Genomic DNA, 16,290 nt, shown 5'->3' with positions numbered 1-16,290 from the left:
TTCCTTTCCTATCCGATAGCGGATTCATTATGGTCGTGAGGGGAGGGAGTGCGGAACGCGCCGCGGGCAAAATCTCGTCCCCATCGCAGCAGAACGCCACTACGGCGCTGCGGGTGCTGTAAAGATCGAAGATCTTGGGCGAAGCGTCCATAGTCGAAGCCAAGCGACTGACCTCGAAGCAGCGTGATAAGAGAACGCAGATGCACGATACGGGCCTGTTCATCCGTGGCCGATTGCATCGCGTCGAAGCGCGGCTTAATGGATTTCGACGAGCTGCGTGCATACAGAGTCCCGCAGGCAGAGGCAAAGGAGATGCCTGGGCAATGCATAGCCTCTCGCGCACTCTGCATATGAACGGCAAAGAGTGTGAGAGCGTGGAACGCGGCCTGTTCAGAAGGGCTCGCGTGGTCGCCTTTTCCCAACTCCTGCTCGCTCAAGGGCGGATCCATCATGAGCAGCACACTCTCCAGCGCCAGAGGCGAATTTTCCACGCTGTACGAGGAATATTTTCTCAATTCAGCTATCTGCGCACGCGCTTCTGCTCCTAAAGCGGTATGGGAGTGCTTGAGTAGATTGCGCTGCAGCCTCTGTGCTGTAGCTCCCACTCCTTGTGCGAGACTGAGCGAGGATGTCTTGGGACTATCCTGTGTCACTGATCTCTCCTTGTCTTTTGTTCGTTGCTGAGGAGGTTCAGGATGTTTGTAACCTTCCTCCTCAGCCCGTCATAGGCTGTGGCCGCTGATATGATGCGACCTCCTGAGCCAGAATCGTCTGCTCCTATCGTTCTACCGATCAGTGCGCGCGGCCCTGCGCTTCGGACCAGCTCCTCCGCAATCGCAAAGACCTGCTCTTTCAATATTTTCTGCCAGGCCACCACATGAGTGTCGGAGTCGGCTGTGCCTACTCGGCGAATCCACTCAATGAAGCGGGGCTCCATGTCTGCATAGAAGCGATCTGCAGCATCGGCACCGAATTCATAGTCCCCGCCACTGGCCACGAGTAGGTTTCCAGCGAAAGCTCCAAGGGCCGTGGCAATCTGCTCAGTACGCGCAGCGGCATCACGAATATCCTGCCTCAGCGCATCACTCATCTGGTTGGAGCGAAGAACATCAAGAGGAATACCGACCGAAGCACTCACAATCGTGCTGACAGATGAATTCTGGTCTCCGTATTCCATGGAAACCACAGAGACATCAAGGATCCCCTCCACCACGCCGTCATCAGCCAACATCGCGAGGTGACTCAGTGTTGCCGGACGTTTGGGAGCTTTCTTTTTCTCACTAAAACCAGGGTCACCGTCCAGCACCAGCAGAGGATCGATGGCTCGCCACATCGTCCGCGATGTGTCATACGGTTTTGCGTAGTACGCCACGTGCCCCTTTTTGGACTGATTAGGGCTGTAGCGATAGGGAGTCATGGGATCCAACATGATATTTTTGCCAGCATCGGGAATTCGATCGCCATTACTCACCAGCACAGCTGTGACGGCAGTACCCTCGCGGAAAAGTCGAACACGCCGTGATTGCCAAGTCGCAAGATCTACGGGGCCGGTGGGCACAAGATCGCCCGAGGCGCGCTGGGCTGCTGTATCGGGCTTGCGCTCCCATACGGGAAGATCCGGCGTGCCAACTTCAAGAACTGCTTCCGGTGTCGTGTTAAGAACTAGGGTTTCCCGCAGCGTTGCTCCGCACACTACGGTTCCACCTGTCATTCCCGTCCAACCGGTGCCAATCGGATACCCTCTTCCTCCCTTGACCCTGGGATCGCCCACCGCACCGGATTTGATTCCTGAGTAATCCCACGCGTGTGTATGGATCAGCCACCGAGCTGCCTCTGCGAAATCGAGTTTTTCTTGTCCGCTCCCCGCACGCATGGAGAAATACGAGTGCTCAGCCTCAGGAATCAGCCTATTGAATGAATTTGTTTCATTGTTCTTCTTATGCAGGTCGCTGACCTGCATAAAAGGCTGAGTAGGGTGGAAAAGATAGAAACGATTTTTCACCGATTCTAGATAGTCGAGCACAACCTCATCACGAGATCCGGAGGTGGCATCGATCAGCTGATCTTCGACCCAGTCGGGCCACGAAAAAGCTTCGCGTTCCCGTCGAGTGCTCATGTGCTTCTCTAGTGCATGGTGGTGTGCTCGCCAGTAGATGGAGAGAAGTACGCGCAGCACTGCATAATCCTGCGTGGGCGAATCTCCGAGGACACTGATTGGGCTGGCGCTGCCGTCAAAAACGTCGCGAATACTCAGCGTTTGAGTACCCTCCGCAGTGCGGCAGCACATCCACGGTTCATCAATCAGATTAAACCGCGGTTCCGGTTCAACGGTCTGTGGCACCTCCTGCTCCTTTCTTGAATTGCCGTTATCGTTGTCTGTTGTTTTCATCGAGGCATCTGCCGTGGGTGTGGTTGCCCACCATTGCAGTGCACATCCATAAATCTAGCTGTCAGTTCGGACCTGTTTTGGATTGTTCTAGTTACTACATTCGATTCCCATATCGGTGGAATAGCGAATCTGAAACCGTCCAAGTTTTATGGCACCATCGTCATCCAGCGGCATCGCCAGTTGTCCGCGCAGCAGATAATGTAACGCCCAATGGGCAGGAGTACGTTCTTCCAGTTCCGTCACCACTGCCTCGAAATCCTTATCAAAGCGTGTTATTCGTGCTGGCAGGCGCACTGTACTCGAAGCTAAGCGAAAGGCTTGGGCATAACCGAGATCGCCGTTGGGAATGATCTCCTCTGTATCGCCGAAGGCGCGATAGCCATAGTCGGCCTCCACGATGGGGATGACTTCCACGGTAGGTTCACTGTCCCTCACCTGGGCCGCGCCCCTCTCTTCATCGCCCAAGTGCACGACCGCTTCGATGAAGCGACCAAAAAGACTTTCGAGATCCCGGTTCATGTATGGCGATGGCACGCGGAAGTGCGTTGCTCGACTCCGAGCAGCGTCGGCTTTGGCTTCATCTTCACCCACCGCTTCGTGCCAGAGGGATGCCCAGTGCTCCGGCACATTCTGCTGCGGCGCATAGACCGCCTGCACGAGTGGGGCCACATCATCGGGGCGGCGAAATACTTCGGGCAGGTGCAACAAAGTCGAGAGGAGGAGCCGCTGTCCGTACACTGCTACTGCTCCACTGTCGAACACTGGAATAGGCTCCTGCTGCGTTATTCCTCTGATACACACAATGGGCTGTTGTACAGGCTCTGGGCGATCCTCCTTGGGGCGGGGATGCCGATGCAGGCGGCCAATGCGTTGGATAAGGAGATCAACTGGGGCAATATCGGTGATCACCACGTCGGCATCGATATCGAGGCTTTGTTCAGCCACTTGGGTAGCCACCACCACGAGGTTCTCAGGGCGGCCCTCACCTCGTCGAGCCTGGGGGCCGAGCTTGGTGCGTAGTGTCTCTTCCCGCCTCACCCTGTCACGTGCAATGAATCCAGAATGGTGAAGCTCAATCTCCCATGGCGCATTCTCGCTGAGCGCCCGATACGCTTCTTGGGCGCGAGCGATGGTATTGCAGATGATCAGCGCACAGCCGCCTTCGCGCAGAAGAGTCTCCACGTGGCTGCGGAGTTCTCTCGCACCATTATCGATTACTCTGATCTCCGCATGGAGATTGGTCGGTGATTGCTCTGGGGTTCGAACCTCAATGCGAGCACCGGCCACAGTAATGAGCGGATATGCGGTGGTCGATTCAACGAGATCACAATCGGAATAGGCCTTAACCAGGGCGGCTCTTCGCTGCTCCGGCAACGTGGCACTCAGCATTATCACGCTCACGCCGTACTTGGACAGCCATTCCAGTGTCCTCTCGAGATACATAGAGGAATAAGCATCAAAAGCGTGCACCTCATCGAAGATCACTACTTTTCCGGCCAGTGCCAGATGACGCAGCATAGAGTAGCGCTGTTGCAGCGCCATCATGATCACTTGGTCCATCGTCCCCACCACGATGTTGGAGAGTAGCCCGCGGCGCCGACCACGCATCCACGAGCTAGCAACAACGGACGCACGCTTGGCGCGCTCGTCCTCAGCGATACCCTGCATCTTGAGCCGGCGAAAAGGCTCGGACAAGTCGCTCTTCGAATGGGCAAGATACATCGATTGCACCGTATCGCTGTCAGCTGTTCGACGTGCCCACGAGATCGTGCGTTCGAGGAGCCCATTAGCGGTGGCCATAGTCGGCGTCGCAAAGTACACACCCTGCGCACCGGTGTTTTTTCCTATGATCTGGGCGGCGATCAGCGCGGCCTCGGTCTTACCCACCCCGGTCTCAGCCTCAAGGATCACAAGGCTGGGGTGGGTGATAGTCGCAGCAGCCTCCGCCATTGCCCGCTGCACTGGGCGGGCATGGGCATTGTCTGGCCAGTCGAATGCTGACTGAAAATAACGGTCGATATCCCCTTCAACCTGTTGTGGTCGCCAGGGCAGCGTGAGGTCGGTGGCTTCCATGCCTGCGATCAGTCGCTCAACCTGGGATGAATGTACGTTGAGCGGAAAGGCGTCGGTGTTGGAGGCGATCCAGTCCGCCATCACGACGATGCCGGTGAGTAACTGCAGCACAGGGGCCGAAGGTGCAACGCGTCGCCGCCGGAGTACGTCGAGAGCATCGGAGACTCCTGTTGTATCGGCCATGGCGTCGAGCAGCTCGGAGTGAATCGCCTGCCATGATGCTTCATATCCGTCGAGAACTATCCCCACGGTTGTTCTTTCCTCCCGACCGGAGGAGATTCCGTGGTGCGCATCCACAACATCAGAGAGCCGCCGGGCCATACGCGAGCGAAAGCCCTGGCGCACCAGCCACCGCTGCAGTACTACACCGGAGACCACTCCATGGGGCATTTTCCGCCCCAGCTCGTGCCGGTCGAGGTCGAGGGGCAGACCAGATGAGTGGAGTGCGGCCATGAGGTAGTCGAAGCCAGGACTCTTTTCCAATTGGGTTTGGAATGTTTTGCACGCCTTGCCGATGTCGTGAATCCCCGCCCACCAGATCACCAGACGGCGAACATCCTCGCAGTCGAGGTCGAGTTCTGTCGCCACGGTGTTCTTCGTTGCGGGAGATAACCACAGCTCCCACACAGCCGCTGCAGCACATGCAGCATCTACTAGGTGTTGAGGAAGGTTGAGGTAGCAAGTGCCGTCTCCCGATTTCGCCCACAGTGCACGGGCGGCTGCACTCCGTGCGTCCACCCAGCCATCAATGGTCTCTGCAAAAGCGAGTGCGTGGCGCATTGATTCGGTGGAACGAGACACTGCCGTAGCTCCTTGCGGCGGGAAAAGAAATACTGCTGTCCCCACACTACTCAGTCAGTCCACCCTTAATCTCCAGTTTGCGCTGCGGTCTTGGCCATAGCGGCACTGTGCACCTGCCGAGACCGCAGGAGAAGACAGAAAAATACCCCGCACCATAGTGAGAAACCATGATGCGGGGCACTAATTATTGTGGGCGAAGGGGGACTTGAACCCCCACGTCCGTAAAGGACACTGGCACCTGAAGCCAGCGCGTCTGCCATTCCGCCACTCGCCCGAGTTGGCGTCTAACCAGCAGTGCTGTGCAAGACTTAACCTAGGTTACACAGATTGTTACACTATCCCAAATCCGCAGGTGGGTGCCTGTTTCATGGTGGCGTCGCATGGCGGGCGCGGCGTTTTTGCGCTGGTAGAAGTTCATTGTGGCTGGCGTGGCCTCTATACTGGGGCCACACTTCGGCTCAGGTGTGGCCATGCCTCTTATATTTTCATGGGGCATGAGAACTGCCTGCAGGCTCGCGCGGTGAGAGCGGTGACGGGCGAAGGCGGTGAGCGTTGTGGCCACCACGGCTATGACGTGCACATTCTGAGCCTTGATAGGGCCGTAATGGCCGTGCCAGATATGTCGGCCACTACTGATGAGCCGCTGAGTACTCTCGCCGAAGAAAAGAAGGAAGGTGACACTGCATCCGCTATGTCTGTGTGGTCGAGATTCGCAAAGATGGACAGCGCCTTGCAGCGCGGCCTAGATAACAGCTTCGCCTTCGTCTTTGGCGGCAAGATTGTGGCCGCCGAAGTCGAGGAGGCGCTTAAACAGTGCGCCGAGGACGAGGCTGTCACCACTTACGAGGGCTATGTGGAGGTTCCCAACCAGTTCGAGGTGATGGTGGGCAAGAAGGATTTCTCCAATCTGCAGGAAACCTCACCCGAGCTGCCCTGGGATTTCGCAGACCGTCTGACTCGCTATTTCCGCAATCAGAATTGGTCGCCTGCGGGGCCAGTCGTCGTCAAGCTTGTGCAGGCTAAGGGGCTGCGCACCGGACAGTTGAAGTCCCACTGCATCCGCGCCCAGCACCCGGAGGATGAGAGTGGTTTCTACGGTATGCCGGAGGACGCGGATGCCGTAGAGTCTGAGGATTCAGGCTCTGTCGAGGAGCACTCCTTCGAGCAGCAGCCGGAGGATCACGACCAGCAGGATCCTCACTACAGTTCCACTCCGCACCGCAATGAGCCGGCGGATCACCAGCCAGCAGAGACGAATGGATATATGAACAGCGATCACCACAACTCCCCCGGCGCGGCCGCGGGCGCAGCGGCCGGTTATGCCGCGGCAACCCCGACGAGCGCTGCTCATCACGTGGACATGCCCAAGGCCGCCGCGCTTCCGCCGGAGGATTCCGCCGATTACTCCGCGGAGACCACTACCTTCGACTCCCCCTCCGAGACACCGGTGGCGCATGCGCCGGAGGAGACCCACACCCCCGCGACATCGCAACCGACCGTGTCCTTGCTGCTGCAGGATGGCTCCTCGCGCACCTACTTGGTCCACGATGGCTCGAATATCATCGGCCGCTCGAATGACGCAGACTTCCGCCTGCCCGATACCGGGGTTTCCCGCCAGCACGCCGAAGTCACATGGAATGGCCATGATGCTGTCATTACAGACTTGCAGTCCACGAACGGAACCACTGTCAACGATGTTCCGGTGGATAATTGGCTGCTCGCAGACGGTGACGTGATCACTGTGGGGCACTCCTACATTGAAGTGCGGATCACTAATAACTAGGCCTACGCGTACTAAAATGTGTGGGTAACCTGCTTGGCTCCCACGCTGGGCGGGGGTGTTTTCCGCCCTCGGGCGGGAATAACCCCTACCAGCAGCATGGTTGGTGCTGGTAGGGGTGCATCTGTGCGGTGCGGCCGGAGACTGGATCGCTTGTCCTTGTATATATGAGGAAGCGACTGGAAGGCGGCACCGCAGGGCTCGCGCCCCCCGCAGCACCGGCAGCTGCTGGTTGTGTCCCGTGGCCCAATCAGCCGGACATGCGCACCCGGCGCATGAACGTGCGGGGCGGATATGAGTGCCCGCCCAGAGCACACCGACATTGCCTTTAAAGGAGGCCTGAAGAACAACAATGAGCGCCGTCATCTTACTTGTGTTCCGTATCGGCCTGCTTGTGCTGCTCTGGCTGTGTATTTTCTTTGCGCTGCGCGCCATGCGGCGCGATACCAACCGGCTCGCGGGCACGCAGTCCTCGGGCCGTTTCTGGTCCAAGCGTTCCCCGGCGGCCGCCCCCGCGGGGGCGCCGCGTAAGCGCCCCCAGCCACCGGCGCAGCTGGTGGTGGTCGATGGCGCGATGCGTGGCTCCCGCATGGATCTGCTTGGTGTCCAAGAGATCACGATCGGCCGCTCCCAGGACTGCACCTTTGTGATCCAGGACGACTTCGCCTCCTCCCGCCATGCGCGCCTGTTCCGCCGCGGCGATGACTGGTTTGTGGAGGATCTCGATTCCCGCAATGGCACCCACGTAGGCGGCTACCGTATCGACCAGCCCGAAAAGATCACCACCGAGAGTGAAGTGACAATCGGGCGCACGACCGTGAGGCTGATGCCCTGATGCTGAGACTACATTTTGCGGCCGCCTCGGATCGCGGCCACGTGCGAAAAAACAACGAGGATTCCGCCTACGCCGGCCCCAATCTGCTGGCCTTGGCCGATGGCATGGGTGGTCACGCTGCGGGCGAGATCGCCTCGCAGCTGATGATCACTCATCTGCAGAAGCTCGACGCCAATCCCGGCGATAATGACATGTTCGCGCTGCTCGGCGGGGTCGCTGATGATGGCAACCGCTCCATCGCCGCGGAAGAGCGCGCCAATCCTCAAACTGAGGGCATGGGCACCACGCTGACGGCGCTGATGTTCGATGGCACCGAGTTCGCCATGCTGCATGTGGGCGATTCCCGCGGCTATCGGCTTCGCGATGACCGCCTCGAGCAGATCACCGTGGACGATACCTTCGTCCAATCGCTGGTGGACGAGGGCAAACTAGCCCCCGAGGATGTCTCCACGCACCCGCAGCGCTCGTTGATCCTCAAGGCATATACCGGCCATCCGGTGGAGCCCTCTTTTCGGCTTATCGACGCCAAGCCCCAGGACCGCCTCCTGCTGTGTTCAGATGGCCTCTCTGATCCGGTGTCCTTTGACACCATCGAGGAGACCCTCCGCCACGGCTCCCCCGCCGAGGCGGCCCGCAAGCTCGTCGATCTCGCGCTGCGCGGCGGCGGCCCCGATAACGTCACCGTGGTGGTGGCCGATGTGGTGGAGGATGAAGGATCCGAGGCCTCGCAGCTGGCCGTGACTCCCATGGTGGCGGGCGCGCTCAATAGCGCCACTGCCGAGGAGCCGCGCGGCAATACCTCTGCGGCCCGTGCCTCTCTGCTCGATAAGGATGAGGCGCCCTCCCCCACGGGCGAACCACAGCCCCGCCCGGAGGCACCTGCAGACGATGTCGAGCCGGAGCCGGAGGAGCGCGAGGAAGGTTCTTCTTCGCGGTTTCGCTGGATTCCCATCAGCATCGCCCTTGTTCTGATCCTCGCGGCGATTCTGGGCGGCTGGGCGTTTATGCGCAGCGTGGACTCGCAGTACTACCTCACCACTGGGGAGAATGATCGCCTCGAGATCCAACACGGCGTGAACCTCGATGTCTTTGGCGCCTCCTTCCACGAGCCGCACCAGGCGGCCTGCTTGGATAAGTCCGGCAATCTATTGCTCACCGATCCGGTGAAGCCGTCCAAGAACTGCTCCTTGTTCACCTTGGACGCCCTCCCCGAGGCCACCCGCAACTCTGTGGAAGGCCTGCCCTCGGGCAGCTATGACGAGGTGGTGCAGCAGCTGCAGCGTCTCGCCAATGACGCCCTGCCGGTGTGTCTCAAGGGCGAGGCCGGGGATCTCACCAAGCCCGGAACCAACTGCCGGGAGGTGAAATAGCCCATGAGCGTATGGCAAAGAATCACCATCCGAAGAAATGAGATGTGGCTGCTCATCTTGTCGGCGGCCATCGTCATGGCCGCGGTGGTGAGCCTCGAGATTTCGCTGGGCAATGAGCTCGGCAGCCAGCTGCTCTGGGTGGGCGGCGGCTTCATCGGCGTATTCATGATCGCCCATTTCGCCCTCGTGTGGAAGGCCCCGCACGCGGACCAGATTTTGCTGCCCGTGGCGGCGACCCTCAACGGCCTCGGCCTGGTGATGATCTCGCGTCTCGACGCAGCCAAGGACACCTCCATGGCGACCCGCCAGGTGATGTGGTCGCTGGTGGCTGTGGTGCTCATGACCATCGTGCTGGTGATCATGGAGGACTACATGGTGCTCACCCGCTACTCCTATATTTTGGGCGTGGTCGGCATCATCCTGCTGGCCCTGCCCATGGTGTGGCCGCAGGGCTCCGGCATCCAATCCGATGCCCGCATCTGGATCTCCGTTGGCCCCTTCACGCTGCAGCCCGGGGAATTTTCCAAGATTTTGCTGCTACTCTTCTTCGCCAAACTCTTGGCGGATAAGCGGGCCCTCTTTAATGTCGCCGGCTATCGCGTGCTGGGGCTCGAGCTGCCCCGCCTGCGCGATCTCGGCCCCATCTTCTTCGTGTGGGCGCTGGCGCTGGTGATCATGGCCGGAGAAAATGATTTCGGCCCGGCGCTGCTGCTCTTCTCCACCGTGCTGCTCATGATGTATCTCGCCAGCGGCCGTATCTCCTGGCTGCTCATCGGCGTGATCCTGGTGGCTATCGGCGGTGTGGGCATCTATCAGATCTCGGACAAGATCCAGTCCCGCGTGGCTAATTTCATGGACCCGCTGGCGAACTATGACACCACCGGTTTCCAGCTCTCCCAGGCGCTATTCGGCATGTCCTGGGGCGGTATCACCGGCACCGGGCTGGGCGAGGGCTACCCCCAGGCCGTGCCGGTGGCGGAATCGGACTTCATCTTGGCCGGCATCGGCGAGGAGCTCGGCTTCATCGGCCTGGCGGCCGTGCTCGTGCTCTTCACCCTCTTCGTGGTGCGCGGCATGCACACCGCCATGCTGGCGAAGTCCTCCTATGGGAAGTTGGTGGCCTCGGGCTTGTCCATGACCATCATGATCCAGCTTTTCGTGGTGGTCGGTGGTATCTCCGCCATGCTGCCCATGACTGGTTTGACCACTCCCTTCATGTCCCAGGGTGGCTCTTCGCTGATGGCGAACTACATCCTGCTGGCCATCCTGCTGCGCATCTCTCACCAGGCGCGCGTACCGGAGGATCACAGCAGTGCCACACCGCCGCAGCGCGGCGGCGGCCATGCGGAGCCCTCCAGCTTGGAGAACACCTCGCACTTTTCCGCCGTCGGCAGCGATCACTCACCTGGAATGTCCCCGTCCAACCACTCAGCACAGAAGAATCGGAGGTAGGTGAGAGACCATGAATAAGGCTATTCGCTCGTCCACCATGATCGCTCTGCTGATGGTTCTGGTGCTGCTGATTAACCTCACCGTGGTGCAGGGCTTCCGCGAAGAAACCTATGCGCAGAACCCGCTGAATAAGCGCCAGTTTTATGAGATGAAAAGCACCCCCCGCGGCCAGATTTCGGCCGGCGGCGTGGTGCTGGCCAAGTCCAGCAAGGCCGCGGACGACTTCTACTACCGCTCCTACCCTTCCACCAATCCGCAGGCCTATGCCCCCGTCAGCGGCTATCTCTCCGATATCTATGGCGCCGCCGGGCTGGAGCAGGGCTTCAACGAGGTGCTCAATGGCACCGATCCCTCCATGCTGGTGTCCAACACTTGGGACACGCTCACCGGCAAGGAGCACGATGGGGCGTCGCTGAAGCTGACCCTGCTCCCCGAGGCCCAAGAGGTGGCCTATCAGCAGCTGGTGAACAATAACTATGAGGGCGCCGTGGTGGCCCTCAAACCCTCCACCGGCGAGGTGCTGGCCATGGCCCAGACCCCGAGCTTTGATCCCAATACCGTGGTGGATAATGATTCCGCCGAGCAGGCGTGGGAGCGGCTCACCTCGGATCCGGCCTCACCGCTACTCAACCATGCCACCCAGGAGACGCTGCCGCCTGGCTCGATCTTTAAGATCATCACCTCTACCGCGGGCCTGCGCAATGGCTACGAGCCGGGCTCCCAGCTCACCGGCGAGGCCAAGATCACGCTGCCGAACTCCACCTCGACACTGGAAAACTACGGTGGCCGGCCCTGCGCTGGTGGCGGCGAGGTATCGCTGACCACGGCATTCTCCCTCTCCTGCAATACTGCCTTCGTGCAGATGGGCGTGGATGTGGGCGAGGATGCCCTCTACGATGCCGCGAAATCCTTTGGCATTGGCGAGACCTATGATCTTGGGCTGCCGGAAACCCCGAGCTCGGTCGGCGATCTCAGCGATCCCGCCCGGCGCGGCGTGTCCTCTATCGGTCAGGCGGATGTGTCCATGACGGTGCTCGATGCCGCCGTCATGGCCGCCACCGTGGCCAATAACGGCAAGCGCATGAAACCCTATGTGGTGGATGAGGTGCTGCGCTCGGATCTGTCTACGCTGTCCTCCCATAAGCCTCAGCAGGCCAAGGATGGCCTAGATGAGGATGTGGCGGCCAAGTTGCAGGAGCTGATGCGGCAGTCGGAGCGCAATACCTCCGGCGGGCGCGGGGATATCGCCTCCAAGACCGGTACGGCTGAGCATGGCGAGGATTCGCGCTCCAGCTTCCCGCACACCTGGTATGTGGCCTTCGCCCCGGATAAAGACGCCGATGTGGCGGTGGCTGTGGTGGTGAAAAACGGCGGTAACCAGGGTGCTGGCGCTACCGGCGGTTCGGTGTCTGCCCCTATTGGTCGCGCCGTGATCGATGCCGTTTTGAGGACGCAGGCCTAGCCGCGGATCGGAAGTGAGAAAGCAACTATGAGTAATGACTCCACCGGATTAGACCGCGTGCAGGCCCTCATCGGCAATGACTATCAGCTGCAGTTCATCATTGGACACGGCGGTATGTCCACGGTGTGGCTGGCGAAGGAAAGCCAGAGCGGCCGCGAGGTGGCCATTAAGGTGCTGCGTCCGGAGTTTTCGGACAATGAGGAATTCCTCACCCGCTTCCGCAATGAGGCGGAGGCTGCGGAGAATATCAATTCCGAGAACGTCGTGGGCACCTACGACTACCGCGAGGCGGATGATCCCGCGGGCAATGTGTTCTGCTTCATCGTCATGGAGTATGTCCGCGGCGAATCCTTGGCGGATATGCTGCGCCGCCGCGGCAAGCTGGAGCAGGAGCAGGCCCTCGATGTATTGGAGCAGGCCGCCCACGGGCTGGCCGTGATTCACCGCATGGGTTTGGTGCACCGCGATATTAAACCCGGCAATATCCTCATCACCGAGTCCGGGCAGGTCAAGATCACCGATTTTGGTATCGCCAAGGCGGCGGAGGCCGTGCCGCTGACCCGCACCGGCATGGTGGTGGGTACCGCCCAGTATGTCTCCCCGGAGCAGGCCCAAGGCCACCCAGTGACCGCCTGCTCGGATGTCTATTCTCTGGGCGTGGTGGGCTATGAGATTCTCGCTGGCCACCGCCCCTTCAGTGGGGATTCGACGGTCTCGGTGGCCATTGCGCATATTAATGAGGCCCCGCCGGTGCTGCCGCGGGAGATCGCCCCGCAGATCCGGGAGCTTTTGGGGATCTGTTTGCGTAAGGATCCGCAGCGTCGCTATGCCGATGGCAATGAGCTCTCCCACGCTATTTCCGCGGTGCGTTTTCACAAGCGCCCGCCGCAGCCGCGCTCGGCGGCGGTGGCTGGTCAGGCACCGCAGCACCACCCCGGATCCTCCACCACCGCGCTTGGCAATGCCACGGTGCCGACCACGGTGAATCCGGCGGTCACCCCGCCACGGCCGCAGATGCTGCCCGCGGCACCCCGCGCGGCTCAGCAGCCGACCGGGCAGCGTCCCGCGAAAAAGAAAAGCATCGGGCCGTGGCTGTTTGTGCTGCTTCTTCTAGTAGGAGGCATGGGCGTGCTGCTGTACTATCTCACTAGCCAACCGACGGGGCAGCCCGCGCCGACGGAGACGAGCAGCACCAGCGAGGAGACGTCGACAAGCGAATTGCCCCCGGTGACGGAGACCGTGATCGAAACGATCACCCCCGAGCGCCCCGAAAGCCCAACGCTAAGCTTTGAGGAAGAACCATCCCAGCCGAGCGTGACAACATCGCAGCAGCCGCCGGAGGAGCCCGCATCTCCACGGCCCACGCAGTCCACGCAGCCCACCCAACCCGCGCAACCGGCGCAGCCCACCCAACCGGCATCGCCGGCTGACACCCCCGAGAACGACGAAGGAGGCGAACAATAATGATGCACACCAGTTTCGGTGGCCGCTATGATCCCCAAGAAAATATTGGGCACGGCGGCATGTCCGATGTGTATTCCGCCACTGATACGCTCTTGGGTCGCCAGGTAGCGCTGAAGGTGCTGCGCATGGAACTGGCGCGGGATGAGAATTTCCGCGAGCGTTTCCGCCGCGAAGCCCAAAATTCTTCCCGGTTGAACCACCCCAATATCGTGGCGGTGTATGACACCGGCGAGCAGCTCATCGATGGCGTATCGGTGCCCTATATCGTGATGGAGCTGGTGCACGGCACAACCCTGCGCGGCATCGTCCACGACCGCGGCCCCTATTCGCCATCCGAGGCCGCCCAGGTGATGATCCCAGTGTGTTCGGCGCTGCAGGCCTCACACGACGCCGGCATTATTCACCGCGATATCAAACCCGCCAACATCATGGTCACGAATACCGGCCAGGTGAAGGTGATGGATTTCGGTATTGCGCGGGCGCTTGATGACGCCACCTCGGCGATGACCCAAACCTCTGCCGTGATCGGCACCGCCCAGTATCTCTCCCCGGAGCAGGCGCGCGGCCGCAATGCTGACGCCCGCTCGGATGTGTATGCCTTGGGCTGTGTGCTCTATGAGGCCATCACGGGCCGGCCGCCTTTTGAGGGCGAGTCGCCTTTTGATGTCGCCTATCAGCACGTGCACGAGACCCCCACGTCGCCCTCGGAGTACGCCAGCGATCTCACCCCCACCATGGCCACCAATATTGATGCGGTGATTCTCACCGCCATGGCCAAGCACCCGGGTGATCGCTACCAGTCGGCGGCAGAGTTTTCCTCCGATCTCGAGCTGGTGATGCGCAACGCCGTCACCCATGCCGCGAAGATGCACCTCTCCGGCCCGGTGGGGGCCAAGCTGGAAAATACCCATCGCCAGGGCGAGGGCCCAGCACATACCGCGATTATCGGTGATTCCGGCGAGATCTCCGCCGCGGCTGCCAGCGCTGCCGGTGCGGCAGGTGCGGCAGGCGCCGCGAGCGCCGGCGCCCAGCACTATGGCTCGCAGAACGAGTACTCGGCCCCTACCCAGTACGCCGCCGCCCAGCAGGCCCCGGCACAGCAGAGCCCCCAGGGCGGGCATCGCAAGCAGAAGTCCTCCCGCTGGGGCGTGTGGCTGACCTCTATCCTCGCCGTCGTGGTGGTGGGTATTGGTGCCGCTTTCGCCGTGGATTATTTTGGCAACCGCGAGGAGCGGGTGGCCGAAAGCTCCATCTCGGTGCCGACGATCGCCGGGCTCGAGGAGCAGGTCGCCACCCAGCGGCTGCGCTCGGCCGGGTTTGAGGTGATTCGCTCCGAGGAACCCAGCCCAGATGTGGCGCGTGGTCTCGCATTGGGCACGAATCCTTCCGCCGACTCCACCCTGCCCAAGGGTTCGACGGTGACACTGATCGTCTCCTCGGGTAAGGAGATCGTGGAGGTGCCGCAGATCACCGGCCGCACCACCGAGGCCGCCAATAGGGAACTCGAAAGGGTGGGGCTGAAGCTCAACTCCACCCCGCGTGAGCAACCCTCGGATACCGCCCCCGCCGGCGAGATCATCGAGCAGTCGCCGCCCGCCGGTACGGCCGTGTCCAAGGGCTCCGAGGTGAGCATCACCATCTCCACCGGTGTGGAAAATGTGCGCATCCCCTCGCTCACCGGCATGAAGTACGAGCAGGCCGTGGGCAACCTCGAGTCCGCCGGCTTTATCCCGCAGCCCGAGTATGTGGAATCCGATAAGCCGGAGGGCACGGTGCTCGGCGTCAATGGCGAGGGCACCAAGGTACCCAAGGGCTCGACGGTGATTGTGCGCGTGTCCAATGGCAAGAAGCAGATCACTGTCCCGGATCTCCGCGGCAAGAACGTCAATCAGGCCGTCGCCGCCCTGCGGGCCGCCGGCTGGAAGGGCACCCAAGCCCAGGTGCGCCAGGAAGAGGAACCCACCGATGATCTGACGAAGCAGAACACCGTGGCCTCCCAGGTTCCCGCCGCTGGAGAAAGCATCGGGGATGAAGATGATGTGGTCCTGCGGATCTATCGCTTCTCCCTGCTGGAACTCGCGCCCTAGCCGCAAGGACAACCGCAGCGCGCACCGCAGCTGGTGCCCCTGTATCAGCCACACACCCGCCCCCGCCACAGCGCGTGAGGGCGGGTGTGTGCTGTGTACTGTTCCCAGCCGCGCGAACACGGCCCCCGTGTGCGGTGTTCAGAAACTCTATCGACGCTGGTAGTGTGTGCAGGAGACGTCCACGGGCGCACCTGCCCGAGAACTGTGAAAAGAAAAGAAAGGCTAGATATGCCGAAGGCAAAGGTTACTCAGAGCTCGACCACGGTGTCGACGTCGACGGCTAGCCGCACCCCTGTGAAGATCAATTCCTCCGGTACCCCGCTGTGGTACAAGGTCTTGATGTTTGGGCTGATCTTGCTCGGCCTGGCCTGGCTGGTCGTGAACTATCTGGCCGGCCCGCAGATCGCGCTCATGCGTGAGCTCGGCCCGATCAACTTCGCAATCGGTTTCGGTCTGCTCATCATTGGGCTGCTGATGACGATGGGCTGGCGCTAGCCACGCAGACTGAGAAAGAACCCGACTTCCCAGCGGAGTCGGGTTTTTTTCATGCCCGCACGCCCCGCCTCCACCACTGCGT

At 60.9% G+C, this 16,290-nt stretch carries 11 protein-coding genes and 1 tRNA gene; 8 read left to right on the top strand and 4 right to left on the bottom strand.

Annotated features, from left to right (window positions below; all coding sequences use genetic code 11):
- Positions 1–8: 8 nt before the first annotated feature.
- The 4 genes from casB to KRX12_RS06805 form a co-directional block, all read right to left on the bottom strand.
- The gene (gene casB / locus KRX12_RS06820; protein WP_218366148.1) at positions 9–653 is read right to left on the bottom strand and encodes a type I-E CRISPR-associated protein Cse2/CasB; all 645 of its coding nucleotides are present in this window, start codon (positions 651–653) and stop codon (positions 9–11) included.
- Positions 650–2,341, bottom strand: a complete 1,692-nt coding sequence (casA, locus tag KRX12_RS06815; protein WP_370625558.1) for a type I-E CRISPR-associated protein Cse1/CasA — start codon at positions 2,339–2,341, stop codon at positions 650–652. Before casA ends, casB begins: the two co-directional genes overlap by 4 nt.
- 135 nt (positions 2,342–2,476) lie before the next feature.
- Complete coding sequence (gene cas3 / locus KRX12_RS06810) at positions 2,477–5,263, bottom strand: CRISPR-associated helicase Cas3' (RefSeq protein WP_370625557.1); 2,787 nt, start codon at positions 5,261–5,263, stop codon at positions 2,477–2,479.
- 190 nt (positions 5,264–5,453) lie between these two features.
- Positions 5,454–5,537, bottom strand: a tRNA-Leu gene (locus KRX12_RS06805).
- A gap of 330 nt (positions 5,538–5,867) precedes the next feature.
- Between KRX12_RS06805 and KRX12_RS06800 the strand changes: the two genes are divergently transcribed.
- From KRX12_RS06800 to crgA, 8 genes are all read left to right on the top strand, one after another.
- Entirely contained in the window at positions 5,868–7,046 is a 1,179-nt protein-coding gene (locus KRX12_RS06800) for a DUF3662 and FHA domain-containing protein (RefSeq protein WP_255550137.1), read from the top strand.
- Positions 7,047–7,395: 349 nt separating this feature from the next.
- Positions 7,396–7,878, top strand: coding sequence for an FHA domain-containing protein (locus KRX12_RS06795; protein WP_218364806.1), 483 nt, complete (start codon positions 7,396–7,398; stop codon positions 7,876–7,878).
- Positions 7,878–9,248, top strand: coding sequence for a PP2C family serine/threonine-protein phosphatase (locus KRX12_RS06790; RefSeq protein ID WP_218366146.1), 1,371 nt, complete (start codon positions 7,878–7,880; stop codon positions 9,246–9,248). The genes KRX12_RS06795 and KRX12_RS06790 overlap by 1 nt, the downstream gene beginning before the upstream one ends.
- A 3-nt stretch (positions 9,249–9,251) precedes the next feature.
- Positions 9,252–10,700, top strand: coding sequence for an FtsW/RodA/SpoVE family cell cycle protein (locus KRX12_RS06785; RefSeq protein ID WP_255550136.1), 1,449 nt, complete (start codon positions 9,252–9,254; stop codon positions 10,698–10,700).
- A 10-nt stretch (positions 10,701–10,710) separates the two neighbouring features.
- Positions 10,711–12,162, top strand: a complete 1,452-nt coding sequence (locus KRX12_RS06780; protein WP_218364808.1) for a penicillin-binding transpeptidase domain-containing protein — start codon at positions 10,711–10,713, stop codon at positions 12,160–12,162.
- Between the two features lie 27 nt (positions 12,163–12,189).
- The gene (locus tag KRX12_RS06775) at positions 12,190–13,626 is read left to right on the top strand and encodes a serine/threonine-protein kinase (RefSeq protein ID WP_218366145.1); all 1,437 of its coding nucleotides are present in this window, start codon (positions 12,190–12,192) and stop codon (positions 13,624–13,626) included.
- 2 nt (positions 13,627–13,628) lie between these two features.
- Positions 13,629–15,713 carry a Stk1 family PASTA domain-containing Ser/Thr kinase gene (gene pknB, locus KRX12_RS06770; protein ID WP_218366243.1) on the top strand — a complete coding sequence of 695 codons (2,085 nt, stop codon included), beginning with the start codon at positions 13,629–13,631 and terminating at the stop codon, positions 15,711–15,713.
- A 228-nt stretch (positions 15,714–15,941) separates the two neighbouring features.
- Positions 15,942–16,208, top strand: a complete 267-nt coding sequence (gene crgA, locus KRX12_RS06765) for a cell division protein CrgA (protein WP_151529660.1) — start codon at positions 15,942–15,944, stop codon at positions 16,206–16,208.
- Positions 16,209–16,290 lie beyond the last annotated feature (82 nt).

The organism is Corynebacterium sp. TAE3-ERU2 (genome assembly GCF_019209955.1).
In the GTDB taxonomy this organism is placed as follows: Bacteria; Actinomycetota; Actinomycetes; order Mycobacteriales; family Mycobacteriaceae; genus Corynebacterium; species Corynebacterium megadyptis.
This window is presented reverse-complemented; position numbering and strand designations above follow the sequence as displayed.

What these genes read in the sequence shown, in the direction of transcription:
- KRX12_RS06800 (WP_255550137.1), top strand. Translation starts at nt 5,868, where the DNA reads ATGGCCGTGCCAGATATGTCGGCCACTACTGATGAGCCGCTGAGTACT.
- KRX12_RS06795 (WP_218364806.1), top strand. Translation starts at nt 7,396, where the DNA reads ATGAGCGCCGTCATCTTACTTGTGTTCCGTATCGGCCTGCTTGTGCTG.
- KRX12_RS06790 (WP_218366146.1), top strand. Translation starts at nt 7,878, where the DNA reads ATGCTGAGACTACATTTTGCGGCCGCCTCGGATCGCGGCCACGTGCGA.
- KRX12_RS06785 (WP_255550136.1), top strand. Translation starts at nt 9,252, where the DNA reads ATGAGCGTATGGCAAAGAATCACCATCCGAAGAAATGAGATGTGGCTG.
- KRX12_RS06780 (WP_218364808.1), top strand. Translation starts at nt 10,711, where the DNA reads ATGAATAAGGCTATTCGCTCGTCCACCATGATCGCTCTGCTGATGGTT.
- KRX12_RS06775 (WP_218366145.1), top strand. Translation starts at nt 12,190, where the DNA reads ATGAGTAATGACTCCACCGGATTAGACCGCGTGCAGGCCCTCATCGGC.
- pknB (WP_218366243.1), top strand. Translation starts at nt 13,629, where the DNA reads ATGCACACCAGTTTCGGTGGCCGCTATGATCCCCAAGAAAATATTGGG.
- crgA (WP_151529660.1), top strand. Translation starts at nt 15,942, where the DNA reads ATGCCGAAGGCAAAGGTTACTCAGAGCTCGACCACGGTGTCGACGTCG.